Raw genomic sequence first — 17,665 nt, 5'->3', positions numbered from 1 at the left:
CCGAACAAGCGGAAAACAAAAAATCGCAGGTTCACCGGGGGAACGATTTTCCGTATTCAGGAGCAAGACCATGCAAAAATATACGAGACTGCTGGTGGGGGCGTCCTGCGTCGCCGCCGCCATCTCCATGCCTGCCTTCGCGCAGGATGCCCCGGCCGACAACGCCGGTGAAACGGCCTCCCAGTCCGAAATCATCGTCACCGGCACCCGTGGCCAAGCTCGTACCGTCATTTCGAGCCCGACCCCGATCGACGTGATCGGCGGCGAAGAGCTTGAAAAGCTCGGCGGCGGCATGCAGCTGCGCGACGCGCTGACGCAGCTCGTGCCGTCGTTCCAGTCGACGACCGTGGGCAGCTCGTCGTTCAACAGCCTGACGCGCCCCGCGGGACTTCGCGGCCTTTCGGGCGTCCATGTCCTCGTGCTGGTCAACGGCAAGCGCCGTCACAACAGCTCGATCATCGACTTCAACTCGGGCGCGACGTCGCAGGGCGGCAACCCGGTCGATCTCGACCTCATCCCGTCGAGCGCAATCGAGCGCATCGAAGTCCTGCGCGATGGCGCCTCGGCGCAATATGGCTCGGATGCGATCGCGGGCGTGATCAACGTCATCCTGAAAACCAACGACTCGGGCGGCAAGGCGACGTTCGAAGCCGGCCAGCGCTATGGCCGAGACGGCAGCGGCAGCGACGGAGAGACCATCTCGGGCAGCGTCTCGCACGGCTTCGCGCTCGGCGACGGCGGTTCGTTCACACTGTCGGTCGAAGGCAAGAAGGCCAACGCCGCCGTGCGCAACACCGACGTAACCGGGGCGCTTTATTTCCCGCTCGCCGGCGGTGTACCCGATCCGCGCGAGCTCACCGCCAATCGCCGCACCTATCAAGGTGGCCTCCCCGACGTGAAGGACGTCAAGGTCGCGCAAACGCTCGTCCTGCCGCTCGGCAACGTCACCTTCTACTCGGATGGCACCTTCGGCTATCGCGACGCGCGCGTCGGCCAGGCCGGCCGCCGCCCGAACAGCAACCAGAACATCATCCAGATCTATCCCGACGGCTTCACGCCTTACTACACGCTGCAGGAAACCGACTTCCAATTCACCGGCGGCCTTCGCGGCGAGACTGCGGGCTGGAACATCGATCTCAGCAGCACTTATGGCCGCAACTATGCCAAGAATGGCGCCGAAAATACGCTCAACGCGTCGATCGGTCCGTCGAGCCCGACCGAGTTCAAGACCTTCAGTTCGGCGTTCGACCAGTGGACCAACAACCTCGATCTCACCCGCCGTATCGAGCTCGGCGGCGAGACGGCGCTTCAGGTCTCGATGGGTGCCGAATATCGCTACGAGAATTACGTCACCAAGCCGCTCGACGTCGACAGCTACCGTGCCGGGGGTTATTTCTACCCGACCGGCCCACTCGCCGGGCGCCCGGCACAGGTCGGGGCGCAGGGTGCGATCGTCGTTACCCCCGAAGATGCCGCGGACGTGAACCGCAACATCTGGGCGGGCTATGTCGATCTCGCGCTCGACGTCAGCCCGCGCTTCCTCGTCACCGCGGCGGGGCGCTTCGAGCATTTCGACGACAGCTCGGGCAGCGTCTTCAGCGGCAAGGTGAGCGCACGCTATGAGCTGACCGACTGGCTCGCACTGCGAGGTGCGTTCAGCAACGGCTTCCGCGCGCCCTCGCTGGCGCAGCAGGACTTCGCGCAGACCTCGACGTCGATCAACCTTGTCGGCGGCGTCTATATCCCGGTGCTCACCAAGATCGTGAAAACGAACTCGGCGGTCGCGCAGGCGCTCGGCGCGCAGCCACTCAAGCCTGAAAAGTCGAAGAACTACAGCCTCGGCTTCACGCTGACACCGGCGGCGGGCCTCTCGCTCTCGGTCGACGCCTACCAGATCGATCTCGACGACCGCATCACCCTGACCGGCCTGTTGTCGGGCACGGGGATCCGGAACATCCTGATCGCCAACGGCTTCTCGGGTGACCAGTCGGTGCGCTTCTTCACCAATGCCGTGGACACGCGCACGCGCGGCGTCGATGTCGTGGGCACCTATGCGTTCGACGTCGGCAGTGCCGGACGCCTGCGCACGAGCGTCGGCTTCAACTATAATGACACCGACATCAGGAAGATCGCAGCCAACCCGAGCGAACTCGCGGGCCTCGGCCTGACCCTGTTCGACCGGCGCACCCAGGGCTGGTTCACCTCGACTCCCAAGACCAAGCTGATCCTCGGCGCCAACTTCGAATCCGGTCCCTTCACGATTAACGTCAAGGAAACGCGCTACGACAAATTCAAGTCGCTCGATAATCTCGTCGGCGGCCTTCCCGTCAACGACCAGAGCTTCGGCGCCAAGTGGATCACCGATCTCGAGGTCTCCTACGGCGTGACCGAGAAGTTTCGGGTCGCCGCGGGCGCCTATAACATCTTCGATGTCTATCCCGACCGCACGACCGTCGCCAACACCATCGGGCTCGCGCCCTATGGCGCCGGGCCGTTCGGCCAATATGGCGGCTACTATTATGGCCGGATCGCGCTCGATTTCTGATCCCCACCGTCCTCAGGAGTCCGCATCATGCGCGATGAACTGATGCGGATCCTGTCCTGGGCCGCCCTTTCGACCGGCATTGCCGGCGGCGGGGCGGCCGGGACGACCGTTCCCGCCTTCGCGCCCGTCCAGACCGCCGATTTCACCATTCCCGGCTCGCTCTCCAACAGCTGGGCAGATTTCGACCGTGATGGCGATCTCGACCTCGCCGTGTCGATCAAGACCGGCGAAATTCGCCTCTACCGCAACGACCGCGGCCATTTCACCAGCATCGGTGCCGCGATGGGCCTGCCCGTCTCCGGCGCCGAGATGCGCGGGCTGTCATGGGGCGACTATGACGGCGATGGTTGGTTCGATCTCTATGCCGGCGCCACCAAGGCGACCGAAGCCAACCTTCTGTTCCGCAATGAGAGCGGCCGCCGTTTCATCCGCCAGGACCTCACACCCGTCGTTCCCGGACGCTCGGCGCGGCAATCGAGCTGGGTCGATTACGACAATGACGGCGACCTGGACCTTTTCACTGCCGACCGCGCTGGCCCCAATGCGCTGTTTCGCCAGGATGCGGGCCGTTTCGTGCGCGTCGACGCCGAACAGGCAGGCGACGACGCGCGGCCGACCGTAGGTGCCTGCTGGTTCGATTACGACCGCGATGGCGATCTCGATCTCTTCCTCGCCAACCAGTCGGGCGCAACCGACGCACTGTGGCGCAACGACGGCGGTCGCTTCGTCGACGTAGCTCCCGCGCTCGGCATAGACCGCCCCGGCCGTCCGGCCGAAGATGGCAGCGTCGGTTGCGCGATCGGCGACTATGACAATGACGGCGAACTCGACCTGTTCGTCGCGAGCTACGGCGTCAACATCCTCTACCGCAACAAGGGCGACGGCAGCTTCGAGAATGTCGCGCCCGAGCTCGGCCTCGCGGAGGACAATCATGCCGTCGGCGCCGCTTGGGGTGATTTCGACAATGACGGCTGGCTCGACCTCTTCGTCGCCGCTTATACCGGAAAGTCGGGTGCGCAGCAGCCCGCAAACCGCCTCTATCGCAACCTCGGAGGCAAGGGCTTTGAGAACATCCTGCCCGCCGGTTCGGCGCTCAACGTCGCCGATCATGGCATCCAGTGGATCGACTATGACCGCGACGGCGCGCTCGATCTCTCGGTCACACGCGGATACACCGCGACCGGCGGCCATTTCCTCTTCCATAACGATCCGGGCAAGCAGGCGGCGCGGCGCGGCCTTTCGGTGCGCGTCCTCGACAAGGCGGGGCGTTTCACTCGCATGGGCGCCGAAGTCCGGCTCTACGACGCCGCCGGCCAGATCGTCGCGACGCGTCTGGTCTCGACCGGCGAAGGCTATAATTCGCAAGGCACCCAGCCGGTCCACTTCGGCCTCGCCTCCATGACGCCGGTGACCGTCGAAGTCACCTTCATGAACAGGGCGAGCCGCCGGACGCAGCGGATCGAGCATGTTCGCCCGGAGCGCTATGCCGGGACCGAACTCGTGATCCGTGAGCGGTAGCCCCGGCGGGCGATGCGGCTCCAATCCGGTTACCCGAATGATATCCATGAAACTGTGACCGCGTATGAACGGCCCTGCGCTGGCAAACGGCTCGAAGGTCAGCACGGCCTGCTTGTTGGCGCAGCCTTACGCCGGCCTTTGAAGCGGCTCTGCTATCGTCGCCGACGATGCCCTCCCTGGCTTTGCGCACCAAGGCAAGGTTGTTGTCGATCAGAGAGGTCGCTCTACCTGACGCGGAGACGGCATTCGCCGCGCCTAGCCTCGCCAGTGACGGCCCCGGTGATGATGATGCTGTCGCCTCTTCTGGTAGCGCCGTTCGTATTGATCGCGCCGCTCGAACCGATGAGCGTTGCCGCGATAATAGGGATCGTAGGAACGATAGCCCCGGTCGTGGCCATAAGTGGGGGCGCTGTGCCGAATGGGCCGGTAATCGCGGTCATGTCCGCGCGGAGCATCATGGCTGCCACTCCAGCCGCCACGATCACCATGATGTTGAGCCATTGCGGTGCCCGGGATCGCAAATGCGAGCAGCGCCGCCGCGAACTGCACAAATTTTCGCATGTCTGTCTCTCCTTTTACGAACCTGCAAACTCCCCCTTCGTCATTGAACGCACTGTGAATATCGCACCCGAACACGAGCCGGTGGATCACTCGGGCCAGTGCTGCGGCAGGACGAGATGCTGGAGCGGCTCGCTACCCCGTCAAGGGACACCCCGCTCCGGCTCATTGCCCCATCGCCGCGACCGCGGCCTGAACCTTGGCCTCGACCTGTTCGGGGCTCGGCTGGACGAGCATCTCGCCATTGACGAAGAAGGTCGGGGTGCCCTTGACGCCGACCGCACGCGCGTCGGCAATGTCCTGCTCCATCCAGGCCATTGCATCGGTGGTCGGCATCGCGCGCGCCTTCGCGACATTGAGGCCGGCCTTCTCGGCCGCGGCCCAGGCACCGTCCATCTTGCCGTCGTGCCAGTCGGGCTGCGCCTCGAGCAGCGCCGCCGTTACGGGCTGGAGCTTGCCCTGCACGCGCGCGGCTTCGAGGATCACGATCGCCTCGGCCGAGCCGGGATGGAGCGGCAGGTAGCGCATCACGAGACGCACATCCTTGGGATATTTGGCGACGATGCCCTTCACCGTCGGATAGAAGGCGCGGCAGGCCTCGCACGAGGGGTCGAAGAATTCGACGATGGTCACCGGCGCATTCTTTGGACCGATGATTGGAGAGTGCGGACGAATGAGGCTGTCGACCGGCCCCGCCACGACCTTCTTCGTGGGTTCGCCCTCGGCGGTTCCGCTGTAGAGCATCGCGCCGCCGGTGAAGGCGAGTGCCGAGAGGACAAGCGTGGCAACGACACCGATACGTCTGTTCATGATTTCAGTCTCCTTTGGAAGTTGAGCAAGAGGATAAGGATGAGCGCAAACGCGGCCAGCGACAGGAGGGGCAGCGGCACGCCTCCGATTGCCATGCTCTCTCCCGAGCATGACGGGCCGCCGGTACAGGGGACGATCTGGGCCGGAATGACGCCGACGTAGAGCAGGCTGTGATAGAAAGCGACGAGACCGCCGCCGAAAGCCAGCGCCAGCCCATAAGGAACGACGGCGCGGTCCGACATGAACGCCGCGATGCCGAGAATGATCGCGAGCGGAAACATGAAAGCGCGCTGGAACCAGCAGAGATCGCACGGCGCCTGGCCCATGACCTCACCGACGAAGAGGACAGCTAGGCTCGACAGGAGGGCAATTGCCCAGGCCGCGCCGAGCGGACGCCATTTGTGCGGCGCGAGCATCGGAAAGCTCGTCATCGCCGACCACCTTTGAACTTCGACTTGGGCCGCCGCGGCGGCGATTGCGGCTTGCTGTACTTGGACTTGAGGTAGCTGAGCAGGATGCCGTCGATCGATGCGAGCATCCTTTGAAAGCTCGTCTGGATGCCGGGAAGCCGGAGCCAGGCAAAAGGTCCGCGGCAGCGATAGCGATGGAGGAATTTGGTCCCTTCCGGCGTCCGGGTCAGGATATAGCTCTCCTCGAACTGGAGGATGAAGCTCGGCTTTACGTCGAGAATCAGTTCCTCGCCGGAGCGCGCGGAAAGGACCGTCGCGGAGACTTCGAGAAACTTGGGCTTGTTGGGATCCATTCGCATCGAATAGCGGATCGCGATCGGGTCCTCGGCAAGCCGCTCGATCCGGACATAGGGATTCCAGATCCGGTGGTTCTCGAAATCGCCGAGGACCGCCCATATCTGTTCCGGACTATAGGGGAGGTCATGCTCCCGCTCGAACTCCATCAACTTCACTCCTCTATCGATCGGCCGCCGGGCTTTGCCCCGCGCCGATGTCGGTGACGCCCGCAGGCGATGGGTCGGCGTGCGCGCCGCCGGTCGTGAACCAGCGGCGCAGGCGCGGGGCCATCCGGCGCTCGAAGCCCGCCGCAAGGCTGAAGGACGCCGGTACGATCAGCAGCGTCAGCATCGTCGAAAGGATGAGACCGCCGATCACCGTGACCGCCATCGGCGCGCGCCATGCACCGTCGCCGGTGAGCGACAGCGCGGTCGGGATCATGCCCGCGACCATCGCGACCGTGGTCATCAGGATCGGCTGCGCGCGCTTGTGCCCCGCGTCGACGATCGCCTCGTCGCGCGGCACGCCGGACGCCATTTCCTCGATCGCAAAATCGACGAGCAGAATGCTGTTCTTGCCGACGATACCGAGCAGCATCAGCACCCCGATGAAGACGGGGAGCGACAGCGGATAGCCGGTCAAGAGCAACGCGATCGCACCGCCGAGCGGGGCGAGCAGCAGCGAACCCATGTTGACGAAGGGCGGGATGATCTTGCGATAGAGCAGGATCAGAACGGCGAGCACGAGGAAGATGCCCGACACCACCGCGATTGCGAAGTTACGCAGCATCTCGGCCTGCCATTTGGCGCTGCCGAGCACGAGCCGCGTGACGCCGGCGGGAAGCTGCTTGAGCGCGGGCAGCGCCTCGACTTTTTCCATCGCCTGACCCGTCACCAGACCCGGGGCGAGGTCGGCCCCGATGGTGAGCTGGCGCACCTGATTGGTGCGATTGATCTGGGTCGGGCCGGCGCCAAAGCCGATCTCAGCGACGACCGAGAGCGGCACCGTTCCGCCGTTGCGGGTCGGGACCGGCATATTGCGGAGCGTATCGAGCCGCTCGCGCGCGGTTTCCGCGAGCGCGACGCGAACCGGGATTTGCCGATCGGATAGCGAGAATTTCGCGCTGTTCTGGTCAATCTCACCAAGCGTCGCGACGCGGATCGACTGGCTGAGGGCCTGTGTCGTCACCCCGAGCTGCGCGGCGAGCGCAAAGCGCGGGCAAATGACGATCTCGGGGCGCTGAAGATTGCCCTCGACGCGCGGCGAGCGGATTTCCTTCACCTTGGCCATTTCGGCAAGCAGCCGGTTGCCGACATCTTCAAGCTTCTTCGGGTCGTCGCTGCCGAGTGTGATCGAGATGTCGCGGCTGCTGCCGCCACCGCCGCCATGCTGCGACTGGAAGTTGATGCGCGCATCGGGAACCGCAGCCAGCCGCGGCGCGCGGTCCTTTTCGAACTCGGTCGAGGTGAGTTCGCGGTCCTTGCGCAATTTCAGATAGACCGTCGCCGTGCCGACATCGATCCGCGACAAGGCGGATTCGACGAGCGGGTCGCGCTTCATGAGATCGGTCACCTCGTCGGCCACTGCCTCGGTTTGTTCGAGCGTTGCACCCGGAGCGAGCTGGATTGCGACGCGGCTCGTGTCGGAATCGATCGACGGCTGGAAGGTCATCGGGAGCAGCGAGAAGCTGAAGATGGTCGCGAAGAGCGCGAGTACCCCGATACCGACGACCCAGAGCCGGTGATCCTTGATGTAGGCGAGCCATTTCCAGCGATCGCCTCGGGCGCGGGCCGCATCGGCGGCCCTGGCATCGAGGCTCCAGCGCAGCACGCGCATATAGGTGTCGATCAGCGGGCCTTCGCCATGCTTCTGCGGACCCTGCGCGGAGAGAAAATAAGCGGCGAGCATCGGCGTGATCATGCGCGCGACCGCGAGGCTCATCAGCACCGCCGCGACGACGGTCAGCCCGAAATTCTTGAAATATTGTCCGGCGACCCCCGGCATCAGCCCGACGGGCAGGAAGACCGCGACGATCGTCATGGTGGTCGCGAGCACGGCCAGGCCAATCTCGTCGGCGGCGTCGATCGAGGCCTGGTAAGCGGATTTGCCCATCCGCATGTGGCGGACGATATTCTCGATCTCGACGATCGCGTCGTCGACGAGGACGCCGGCGACAAGGCTGAGCGCGAGCAGGGTCATCATGTTGAGCGAGAAGCCCATCAGGTCCATGAAGAGGAAGGTCGGGACCGCCGAGAGCGGGATTGCGAGCGCCGAGATAAGGGTCGCGCGCCAGTCGCGCAGGAACAGGAAGACGACGATGACCGCGAGGATCGCGCCCTCGACCATCGCGTTGATCGCCGAATGATATTGGCCCTTGGTATATTCGATATCGCTGAACAGCTCGGTGAACTTGATCTTGGGGTTTTCCTTCTCGAGCTTGCGCAACTCCTCGACCGCCGCGTCATAGACGGTGACGTCGGAGGCGCCCTTCGCGCGCTCGAACCCGAAGGTCAGCACCTGCCGTCCGTCCTGCTTCGAGACCGAGCGCTGCTCGGCGTAGAGGTCCTTGACCTCGGCGATGTCCGCGAGGCGCACGGTGCGGTTGGTGCCGACCGAGATCAGGGTTTCGCCGAGCGCGTTCGCGCTACTGGCATTGCCGAGGATGCGCACCGCCTGTTCCGATCCAGCGACCTCCATCCGGCCGCCCGCGGCGTTGACGTTGAGCTGGACGAGCTGGGTGTTCACCGCGGCGGCAGTCAGGCCGTAAGCGCGCATGCGTTCGGGGTTGAGGATGACGCGGATTTCGCGGCTGACGCCGCCCCGTCGATAGGCGTCGCCCATGCCGGGGACGGCAATCAGCCGCTTGGCGACGACATTATCGACATACCAGCTCAATTCCTCGAGCGTCATGTCGGTGGCCGAAGCCGACCAATAAGCCAGCGTATTGCCCGAGGTCGACAGGCGGATGACCTGCGGTTCGAGGATGCCGTTCGGCAGGTTGCTCCTTATCTGGGTGATCTTGTCGCGGATATCGGTGACCGCCCGGTCGATCGGCGTCCCGATCGCGAACTGGACGAAGGTCTGCGACTGGCCCTCGGTGACGGTCGAGTTGAGCTCGTCGATCCCCTCGATCGTGCGCACCGCCGCTTCGACGCGCTGGGTGACCTGCGTTTCGAGTTCGGTGGGTGCGGCGCCCGGCTGCGCGATGATGACGATCGCGCCCGGAAAATCGATGTCGGGATCGCTTTGGACCCCCATCATGAGGAAGGAGACGATCCCCGCGACCGTCAGGCCGAAGAACATGACGAGCGGCGGGATCGGGTTCCGGATGGACCAGGCCGAGATATTCTTGAAGTTCATCCGCTCTCCCCTTTCCGGTCTCGCCTCGCCGCCGCGTTGGCCTCTCAGGCCGCGCTGCGGTCGCGATAGGCGAGGAGCCGTAGCGCGTTGGCGACCACGACCAGTGTCGAGCCCTCATGCGCGGCCACCGCGGGGCCGATGCCCAGCCCGAGGATGGTTGCCGGCACGAGCACGACCACGACGCCGAGGCTCACTACGAGATTCTGGCGGATGATCCGCCGCGTCTGCCGGCTGAGCCCGATGGCGAAGGGCAGATGGGCAAGATCGTCGGCCATGAGCGCGACATCGGCGGTTTCGAGGGCGACGTCCGACCCAGCGGCGCCCATGGCGATGCCGACGGTTGCGCTCGCCATCGCGGGCGCGTCATTGACCCCGTCGCCCACCATGGCCACCGGCTGCTCGGCCTTGAGATCGCGAATGGCGTCGACCTTCTGATCGGGCATCAGGTCGCCCCAGGCCTCGTCGATCCCGACTTCGGCGGCGATCGACTCGGCGACCTTCTGGTGATCGCCCGAGATCATGATCATACGTCTGATCCCGAGCTCGCGGAGCCTAGCGATCGCCGTGCGCGCCGCTTCGCGCGGCGTGTCCATCAGACCGATCGCGCCCAGATCGCGGTCGCCCATACGGACCACCATCGTCGTGCGGCCCTGTTCGCGAAGGCCGGCAATCGCCGTCGCCACTTCGTCGCCGATCGGCGCGATGCCGTCGGTCCCGAACATCTCCACCTTTCCGATCTGGACAGTCTCGCCTTCGACCTTCGCGGTAACGCCGCGCCCCGTGAGGCTGTTGAGGTCGTCCGCCACCGGCACGCGCGCCGAGGTCAGCATGGCCTCGCCATCGCGCGCGATCGCGGCGGCAAGCGGATGGTCGCTGAGCCGCTCGACCGCGACGGCGATGCGAAGCAACTCTTCCTTGGGCACGCCGGTAGCGGGCACGACATCGGTGATGCGCGGCTTGCCCTCGGTCAATGTACCCGTCTTGTCGAAGGCGAGCGCGGTCAGCGATCCCAGATTCTCGAGAGGCCCGCCGCCTTTCACGAGCACCCCGCCGCGCGCGGCGCGCGCGACGCCCGAAAGCACAGCGCTCGGCGTCGCGATCGCGAGCGCGCATGGGCTTGCCGCGACGAGGACCGCCATTGCGCGGTAGAAGCTGTCGCGGAAAGGCTCATCGACGACGACCCAGGCGAAGAGCAGGACGAACACGAGGGCGAGCACGCTCGGCACGAAAATGCGCTCGAACTTGTCGGTGAAGCGCTGGGTCGGCGACTTCTGCGTTTCCGCCTCGCTCACCATCTTGACGACCTTGGCGAGCGTGGTGTCGGCGGCAAGCCGCGTGACCGCGATCTCGATCGCGCCATAGCCGTTGATGGTGCCCGCAAAGACACGATATTTCGCATCGAGCCCATCGGGCTTGGCGGCGGCCAGCACCCGGTCCGCCACCGGTTCCTTGTCGACGGGCACGCTTTCGCCGGTGACGGGCGCCTGATTGACCGCGGTGCGGCCCACTGTCACGAATCCGTCGGCCGGGAGCCGCTCGTTGGGCTTGACGACGACGGTGTCGCCGATCTGCAGCAGTTCGACCGACACTTCGCGCGTGCTGCCGTCGGCGCTCTTTACGATCGCGGTCTGCGGCGCGAGTTCGGCGAGCGCCTCGATAGCGCGCTTGGCTCGTCCCATGGCATAATGTTCGAGGGCGTGACCAAGGCTGAAGAGGAAGAGCAGCAGCGCGCCTTCGGCCCATGCCCCTAGCGCCGCCGCGCCCGCTGCGGCAACGAGCATGAGCGTGTCGATCTCGAAGCGCTTGAGCCTCAGATTTTCGATCGCTTCGCGGACGGTGAACCAGCAGCCGAAGCCATAGGCCGCGAGATAGAAGCCGAAGCTGACCCATTCGGGAGCGACGCCCGATTTCTCGATGGCGAAGCCGATGCCGAGGACGAGGCCGCAGAGGAGCGCAAAGATCAGCTCGGTGCGCTCACCGAATATTCCGCCATGATCATGACCATGATCATGATCATCCGATCCCTTGTGGCCATGTTTATGGTCCGGCCCATGGGCATGATCGGGGCCGTGATCATGGCCATCGTCACCATGGATGTGGCCTTCTTGGGCCGGGACAGCCGCGGCGACGGCGGCCGATTTCCGGGTAACGCCCATATCCAAAAGTATCTTTCTGATCGTCTCGATGGAGGTTTCCGAGCGCTCGAACTCGGCGCGCAACGTCCCCGCCGCGCCGACTTCGGCCTCGATCACGCCGGGAATTTCGCGAAGGCGCAGCCCGATCGTCCGCGCACGCCGGGCGTGGCCGACACCTTCGAGATCGTTCCAGAAGAGATGCTGATATCGACCGGTGAGTACGGCGCCGGCGCTGCGCGCCAGCTGGCGCACCCGTTCGAGCGGGAGTATGTCCGGCCGATAGTGAATGCAGAGCTGCGGCGGCGAACCGTCGCTTGAGCGAACAACATGGACCTTGTCGACGCCGTCACGTCCTTCGAGTTCGCTCGTGAGGCGCGCGACGCAGCGGTCGGCGGTATCGGCGACCTCGGGAAGGAGAAGCGGAATATCGAGCCGCAACTGGTCACTCATGATGCCATCCTTTTCTCTTGGCGATCGGCATTGCGATCGGGGCGCATGTTAAACGCACGGCAGGATGAGGTGCGGGAGCCTCTGCGGGATGCGACCCGGCTCCCGCACCTCCCTTACCGCCGGAGATCCCTGCCCGTGGTGAGGGGGGCGAATGAGAGGGGCCTCCGACGGCCAGGTTTCGAAACTAAAATCATGCGCGCCGTCCGCTCGGCCGCGCGTAGCGGGACTGGACGGTGGTGCGGCGGAAATGCTTTTCGAGCGCTGCGTTCGAGCGGCGCAGGAAAACCGAGCAGGCACGGCGCAGAAAGGGATAGCCGAGCCAGGAGAAGAACCCGCGGCAGTCGAGCCGGTGGGTCACCTCGACACCCTGACCGAGCTTTTCGAGCCGGTAGCTTTCCTCGATGACGAGCAGACCGCGCAGGCCCGTCCGCCATGAAAAACCCGAGAGCCAGTCGAGACCGGTGATCCGGCCCTCGGCCGACAGCTCGGGGCCTCGCGGCCCGCGCGGGGAGTAGACATAGTCCAGTCGCTCTTCATCACCGGGGCGATCGGTGAAGCGGAGCGTCGGATGCCAGTCACCGTACCGCTCGATGTCGACGATCAGCCGCCATACCCGCCCGATCGGGACCGGCAGGCGGAGCGAGGAGCCTACCGAAAACATCGGCCGCCCCCTCGCTCCGGCAAGCTGGTCCGCGACGCAGGCCGGGGACCTGCGCCGCGGTGGAAACCGGCAATTTGCCGGTCAGCTCTGGACATCGGGAGGCTCCGCGGCGGATTTCCCGCCGAGGATGTCGACCGCTTCGAGCGTGATTAGCCCGACGTCCGGTATTTCGGTCAGCTGCGCCGCAAAGTCGCGGAGCCGCTGCTCCTCGTCGATGATCTCGATCACGACCGCCCGGTCATTCTCCAGCGCATGCTTGCGATGGAGATGCGCCGAGCGTCCGAAACCGAGGACCGCTTCGAGGACGGTCACCCCCGCCAGCTTTTGCTGGCGGGCGAGTTCGGCAATGAACTCGAAGACACGTTGATCGCCGAAGAAGGCAGACTCGTCGGTATAGACGCGCAAGAGCTTGGACGCTTTTTGCATGATCCTCTCCTATTCAGTGACCGGCGTGCCGGCCGGTTCGGATTTGCGTTTCATGAAACCGGGCTGCCAGTTCGACCCGAGTAAGACCTTGGCGATCGCGGGCAGGACGAGAAGCGTCAGGATAGTCGCCGCGATGAGGCCGCCGATGACGGTGGTCGCGAGCGGCTTCTGCACTTCGGCGCCGGTTCCGGTCGCGATCGCCATCGGCACGAAGCCGATCGCGGGCACGAAACCGGTCATGATCACCGCGCGCATCTTCTCGGTCATGCCCTCACGGATTGCCTCCGTGAGCGGGACGTCATTCTCGAGCCGTTCTCGGATCGCCGTCATCACGACGAGACCGTTGAGCACCGCAACACCTGCGAGACAGATGAAGCCCACCGCCGCAGACACGGAGAAGTTGATCCCGGTAAGCGCCAGCGTGAATACCCCGCCCGCGAGACCCAGAGGGACCGCGAGGAACACGGCGGTTGCGCGGCCGAAGGTGCCGAGCGCCATGTAGAGCAGGATGAAAATGCCCGCGAAGCAGAGCGGCACCACGATGGAGAGCCGCTTCGATGCGGCCTGCAGGCTTTCGAACTGCCCGCCCCATTCGAGATAGTAGCCCGCCGGGAGCTTCACATTAGCGATCTTCGCCTGCGCTTCTGCCACGAAGGACCCCGCGTCGCGGCCTTCGAGGTTCACCTGCACGACGACGCGCCGCTTGCCATTCTCGCGGCTGATCTGGTTGAGCCCTTCGGTCAGCCGGATCTGCGCCACCTGCGCGAGCGGTATCTGCCCGCGATTGCCGCCTTCCGAGGGAAGGAGGACAGGAAGCGCGCGGATGTCGTCGAGATTGACGCGGGTGGCATCGGGCACGCGCACGGTGATGTCGAACCGGCGGTCGCCTTCATAAAGCAGGCCGGATTCGCGGCCGCCGAGTGCGGCCGACACCGTGTCGGCGACTTCCTGCACCGACAGGCCGTAGCGCGCGATCGCATTGCGATCGAGCTTCACGTCGAGCGTCGGAGCGCCACCGACCTGGTCGGCCTTGACGCTACCCGCACCCGGAATGCCCTGGAGCACGCGCACCATCTCGTTCGCGGCGAGCGACATCTTGTCGAGGTCGTCCCCGTAGAGTTTGATGGCGACGTCTCCGCGCACACCCGCGATCAGTTCGTTGAAACGAAGCTGGATCGGCTGACTAACCTCGTAAAGCTGGCCGAGCTGGCCCCCGGCGGCCTTCTCGATGCGCTCAACGACATCGGCCTTCGAATTGACGTCCGCCGGCCACTGGTCCTGCGGTTTCAGGATCACGAAGCCGTCCGAGATGTTTGGCGGCATCGGGTCGGTCGCCACCTCGGCTGTACCCGTTTTCGAGAACATCAGCTCGACTTCGGGCAGGCTTGAGATCGCCGTCTCGACGTTGCGCTGCATAGCCAATGACTGTTCGAGGCTCACTGAAGGCACGCGCGTCGAGGCGAGCGCCATATTCTTCTCGTCGAGCTGCGGAATGAATTCCGAGCCCAGCAGTCCGAAGGCCGGGATGGCAAGGACGAAGAAGGCAAAGCCGCCGGCGATGAAAGCCCAAGGCTTTGCGAGCGCCTTATCGAGCAGCGGGAGATAGCGCTCCTTCGACTTGCGGATTGCCCAGACTTCCTTCTCGGCAACCTTGCCGCGGATCATCAGCGCGACGAGCGCCGGGACCAGCGTGATGGCAAGGATGAAGGCGGCGACGAGCGCGAGCATGATGGTGATGGCCATCGGCGAGAAGGTCTTGCCCTCGACGCCCGTGAACATCAGCAGCGGCGCGAAGGCGAGCAGGATGATCGCCTGCCCGAAGACGGTCGGCTTGATCATCTCCTGGCTGGCACGCATCGTCTCCTCGAGGCGCTCGCGAAGGTTGAGCAATCTCCCTTCATGTTCCTGCCGGTGCGCCAGTCTGGCGAGGCAGTTTTCGATGATGATCACCGCCCCGTCGACGATCAGACCGAAGTCGAGCGCGCCGAGGCTCATCAGGTTGCCCGGAACCCGGAAGGCGTTCATTCCCATCGCCATCATCAGGAAGGAGAAGGGGATAACGAGCACCGCGATGATCGCGGCACGCCAGTTGCCGAGCAGGAAGAAGAGCGCGGCCGCCACGAGCAGCGCGCCTTCGGTCAGGTTCTTTTCAACCGTCCCGACGGTGGCGTTCACCAGCTTGGCGCGGTCGAGCACCACCTTCACTTCGACGCCGGGCGGCAGGGTTTTCGACACCTGCGCAATCTTCGCCGATACATCCTCCGCAACAGTGCGGCTGTTCTGCCCGATCAGCATGAGCACTGTGCCGATGACCGCCTCCTTGCCGTTCATGCTGCCCGCACCGGTTCTGAGGTCGCCGCCGATTTTCACATTGGCGAGCTGTCCGACCGTGACGGGCACGCCGCCGCGCGTCGCGACGACGGCGTTGCGGATTTCGTCGACCGAGCGCACGCGCGCATCGACGCGCACGAGATAGGCTTCGCCTGCCCGATTGTAGTAGTTGGCACCGACCGCGAGGTTGGCGCGTTCCAGGGCTTCGCCAAGTTCGCTATAGGAAATACCGTAGCTGGTGAGGCGGGTCGGATCGGGCTCGACCACGAAGGTCTTGGCATAGCCGCCGATCGAATCGACGCCGGCGACGCCGCCGACAGACTTGAGCTGCGGGCTGACGATCCAGTCCTGAACCGTGCGAAGATAGCCCGATTTGGCGATCTCGTCGGTGAGGATATCGCCCTCGGGGGTCAGGTAGCTGCCGTCCGGCTGCCAGCCGGGTTGGCCCGCGACCTTCTTGGCGCCCTTCCCGTCGGGGTTCTTGTAGCCCACGGTGTACATGACGACCTCGCCGAGACCCGTCGTCACGGGACCGATCTGCGGCTGGGCCCCATCGGGAAGATTCTCGCCCGCCTGGAGAAGCCGTTCGCCCACCTGCTGGCGCGCGAAATAGAGGTCGGTTTCATCAGTGAAGATTGCCGTCACCTGGCTGAATCCGTTGCGCGAGATCGAGCGTGTCGTCTCGAGCCCCGGAATGCCGGCGAGCGAGATTTCGATCGGGTAGGTTACGAGCTTCTCGATTTCGACCGGCGAAAGACGCGGATCGATCGTGTTGATTTGCACCTGCTTGTTGGTGATGTCGGGAACCGCGTCGATCGGCAGCTTGGTCAGCTGCCATACGCCGAGCCCGGCTATCACGAGGAAGAGAAAGAGTACCGCCCAGCGCGCGCGGACGGATAGCGCCATCAGTTTCGCGATCACGGTTTATTCCTCCTCGCCCGCGCCCTTGCCGAGTTCGGCCTTGAGCAGGAATGCGTTCTTGGTCGCGACGATCTGGCCCGGCTTCAGCCCGGAGAGGATTTCGACACGGCCCGCGCTGCGCTGGCCGACGGTGACCTGCTGCGCGCGGAAGCCGTCCTTCGTGCGGACGAACACAACGTCGCGCCCTTCGAGCGTCTGGAGCGCTTCGTCGGCGATCACGATCCGTGCCGGCCCACCGGTTTCGGCGCCGCGGCCCGGAAGCAGACGCACCCGGACTGCAAGGCCCGGCTGCAGCGCTCCGGGCACATCGAGCACGGCAGTCGCCGATCGCGTGTCGCCGGAAAGTCCGGGGGTAACAGCCCGCACACGGGCATCGATCGTCCGCCCGTCGGGAAGTTCGATGATCGCGCGGTCTCCGGGCGAGAGCCGCTGTGCATCGGCCGGACCGACTGCGGCCTCGATCTGCACCTTGCTGGGATCGGCAACGCGGAACAATTCGGTTTCGGGCTGGACGAAGGCGCCCAGACTGGCGTTCTCCGCCGTAATCCGCCCTGATATCGGGCTGGCCACGATTACGCTGCTGCCATCGCGCGTAACCTGCGCGGCGCTCGCTGCGGCACGCGCGCGTTGCGCCTCCGCTGCGGCGGCCGCCGCTTCGGCTTGCGCCTGCTCGTAATCGACCCGCGCCGACACCTTTTGATCGAACAGCGTCTTCTCGCGATGGAGATTCTTCTGCGCAAGGGTCGAGCGCGCATCGGCGGCAATCCGTTCGGCCGCGATCTGGGCCGCGTCGCGGCTCTGCACGATCGCGATCGTCTCGCCGGCGCTGACCGGATCGCCTAACCGCTTGAAGAGGCGTGTGACCGCACCGCCCGCGCGGGCGGTGACGATCGCCTCGCCGCTCGGTGCGGCGGTAACGGTCGCTTGCGAGATGATTTCCGAACCGAGTCCGCCGGCGCCGATCGTCTCGACGCCGATCTCGGCGGCCTTGATCGCATCGGGCGCGATGGCGAGGCTGCTCGGAAGGGCTTCGCTCGCCGCTTCCTTTTCGCCTTCGGCCGCCGGTGCGGCGGCCGGGTCGGCGGTGCAACGTGCAACGCCGAAGCCCGTGACGGCGGCGAGTATCATGGCGCCCGCGACAGTGCCGAGGAGACGCTTGTCCTTGGTGATCATATTCTATCTCCGCTGTTGATGCGGTTCGCGC

General features: G+C 65.1%; 12 protein-coding genes. 2 read left to right on the top strand and 10 right to left on the bottom strand.

The window, feature by feature from the left end; translation table 11 throughout:
* Window positions 1-70: 70 nt before the first annotated feature.
* The gene (locus RIA72_RS08100; RefSeq protein WP_053555671.1) at window positions 71-2,545 is read left to right on the top strand and encodes a TonB-dependent receptor plug domain-containing protein; all 2,475 of its coding nucleotides are present in this window, start codon (window positions 71-73) and stop codon (window positions 2,543-2,545) included.
* A 27-nt stretch (window positions 2,546-2,572) separates the two neighbouring features.
* Window positions 2,573-4,063: an FG-GAP repeat domain-containing protein gene (locus tag RIA72_RS08095; protein WP_053555672.1), complete on the top strand. Its 1,491-nt coding sequence runs from the start codon at window positions 2,573-2,575 to the stop codon at window positions 4,061-4,063.
* Between the two features lie 255 nt (window positions 4,064-4,318).
* Here RIA72_RS08095 and RIA72_RS08090 read toward each other — a convergent pair whose 3' ends face one another.
* The 10 genes from RIA72_RS08090 to RIA72_RS08045 all read right to left on the bottom strand — a co-directional run bounded on the left by RIA72_RS08090 (window position 4,319) and on the right by RIA72_RS08045 (window position 17,634).
* On the bottom strand, window positions 4,319-4,624 hold the full coding sequence (locus RIA72_RS08090; protein ID WP_137890099.1) for a hypothetical protein: 306 nt from the start codon (window positions 4,622-4,624) through the stop codon (window positions 4,319-4,321).
* Between the two features lie 162 nt (window positions 4,625-4,786).
* Window positions 4,787-5,431 carry a DsbA family protein gene (locus RIA72_RS08085; RefSeq protein WP_053555674.1) on the bottom strand — a complete coding sequence of 215 codons (645 nt, stop codon included), beginning with the start codon at window positions 5,429-5,431 and terminating at the stop codon, window positions 4,787-4,789.
* Entirely contained in the window at window positions 5,428-5,862 is a 435-nt protein-coding gene (locus tag RIA72_RS08080) for a disulfide bond formation protein B (protein ID WP_171013492.1), read from the bottom strand. Before RIA72_RS08080 ends, RIA72_RS08085 begins: the two co-directional genes overlap by 4 nt.
* Window positions 5,859-6,344: an SRPBCC family protein gene (locus RIA72_RS08075; RefSeq protein WP_053555675.1), complete on the bottom strand. Its 486-nt coding sequence runs from the start codon at window positions 6,342-6,344 to the stop codon at window positions 5,859-5,861. The genes RIA72_RS08080 and RIA72_RS08075 overlap by 4 nt, the downstream gene beginning before the upstream one ends.
* A 13-nt stretch (window positions 6,345-6,357) precedes the next feature.
* The gene (locus RIA72_RS08070) at window positions 6,358-9,537 is read right to left on the bottom strand and encodes an efflux RND transporter permease subunit (RefSeq protein ID WP_350031718.1); all 3,180 of its coding nucleotides are present in this window, start codon (window positions 9,535-9,537) and stop codon (window positions 6,358-6,360) included.
* 44 nt (window positions 9,538-9,581) lie between these two features.
* On the bottom strand, window positions 9,582-12,122 hold the full coding sequence (locus RIA72_RS08065; protein ID WP_053555677.1) for a heavy metal translocating P-type ATPase: 2,541 nt from the start codon (window positions 12,120-12,122) through the stop codon (window positions 9,582-9,584).
* Window positions 12,123-12,312: 190 nt separating this feature from the next.
* A complete protein-coding gene (locus tag RIA72_RS08060) occupies window positions 12,313-12,783 on the bottom strand; it encodes an SRPBCC family protein (RefSeq protein ID WP_053555678.1) in 471 nt (156 codons plus the stop codon).
* A gap of 81 nt (window positions 12,784-12,864) precedes the next feature.
* Window positions 12,865-13,209, bottom strand: a complete 345-nt coding sequence (locus tag RIA72_RS08055; RefSeq protein ID WP_053555679.1) for a DUF190 domain-containing protein — start codon at window positions 13,207-13,209, stop codon at window positions 12,865-12,867.
* Window positions 13,210-13,218: 9 nt separating this feature from the next.
* A complete protein-coding gene (locus RIA72_RS08050) occupies window positions 13,219-16,461 on the bottom strand; it encodes an efflux RND transporter permease subunit (protein ID WP_053555680.1) in 3,243 nt (1,080 codons plus the stop codon).
* A 3-nt stretch (window positions 16,462-16,464) separates the two neighbouring features.
* The gene (locus RIA72_RS08045) at window positions 16,465-17,634 is read right to left on the bottom strand and encodes an efflux RND transporter periplasmic adaptor subunit (RefSeq protein ID WP_053555681.1); all 1,170 of its coding nucleotides are present in this window, start codon (window positions 17,632-17,634) and stop codon (window positions 16,465-16,467) included.
* Window positions 17,635-17,665 lie beyond the last annotated feature (31 nt).

The sequence above is a fragment of the Sphingopyxis sp. genome (genome assembly GCF_040216815.1).
Taxonomy (GTDB): Bacteria; Pseudomonadota; Alphaproteobacteria; order Sphingomonadales; family Sphingomonadaceae; genus Sphingopyxis.
Note: the sequence above shows the minus strand (reverse complement) of the source record. Positions and strands in the feature narration are given on the sequence as shown.

Coding starts and splice junctions, on each gene's coding strand:
- RIA72_RS08100 (WP_053555671.1), top strand. CDS start 71: ATGCAAAAATATACGAGACTGCTGGTGGGGGCGTCCTGCGTCGCCGCC.
- RIA72_RS08095 (WP_053555672.1), top strand. CDS start 2,573: ATGCGCGATGAACTGATGCGGATCCTGTCCTGGGCCGCCCTTTCGACC.
- RIA72_RS08090 (WP_137890099.1), bottom strand. CDS start 4,624: ATGCGAAAATTTGTGCAGTTCGCGGCGGCGCTGCTCGCATTTGCGATC.
- RIA72_RS08085 (WP_053555674.1), bottom strand. CDS start 5,431: ATGAACAGACGTATCGGTGTCGTTGCCACGCTTGTCCTCTCGGCACTC.
- RIA72_RS08080 (WP_171013492.1), bottom strand. CDS start 5,862: ATGACGAGCTTTCCGATGCTCGCGCCGCACAAATGGCGTCCGCTCGGC.
- RIA72_RS08075 (WP_053555675.1), bottom strand. CDS start 6,344: ATGGAGTTCGAGCGGGAGCATGACCTCCCCTATAGTCCGGAACAGATA.
- RIA72_RS08070 (WP_350031718.1), bottom strand. CDS start 9,537: ATGAACTTCAAGAATATCTCGGCCTGGTCCATCCGGAACCCGATCCCG.
- RIA72_RS08065 (WP_053555677.1), bottom strand. CDS start 12,122: ATGAGTGACCAGTTGCGGCTCGATATTCCGCTTCTCCTTCCCGAGGTC.
- RIA72_RS08060 (WP_053555678.1), bottom strand. CDS start 12,783: ATGTTTTCGGTAGGCTCCTCGCTCCGCCTGCCGGTCCCGATCGGGCGG.
- RIA72_RS08055 (WP_053555679.1), bottom strand. CDS start 13,209: ATGCAAAAAGCGTCCAAGCTCTTGCGCGTCTATACCGACGAGTCTGCC.
- RIA72_RS08045 (WP_053555681.1), bottom strand. CDS start 17,634: ATGATCACCAAGGACAAGCGTCTCCTCGGCACTGTCGCGGGCGCCATG.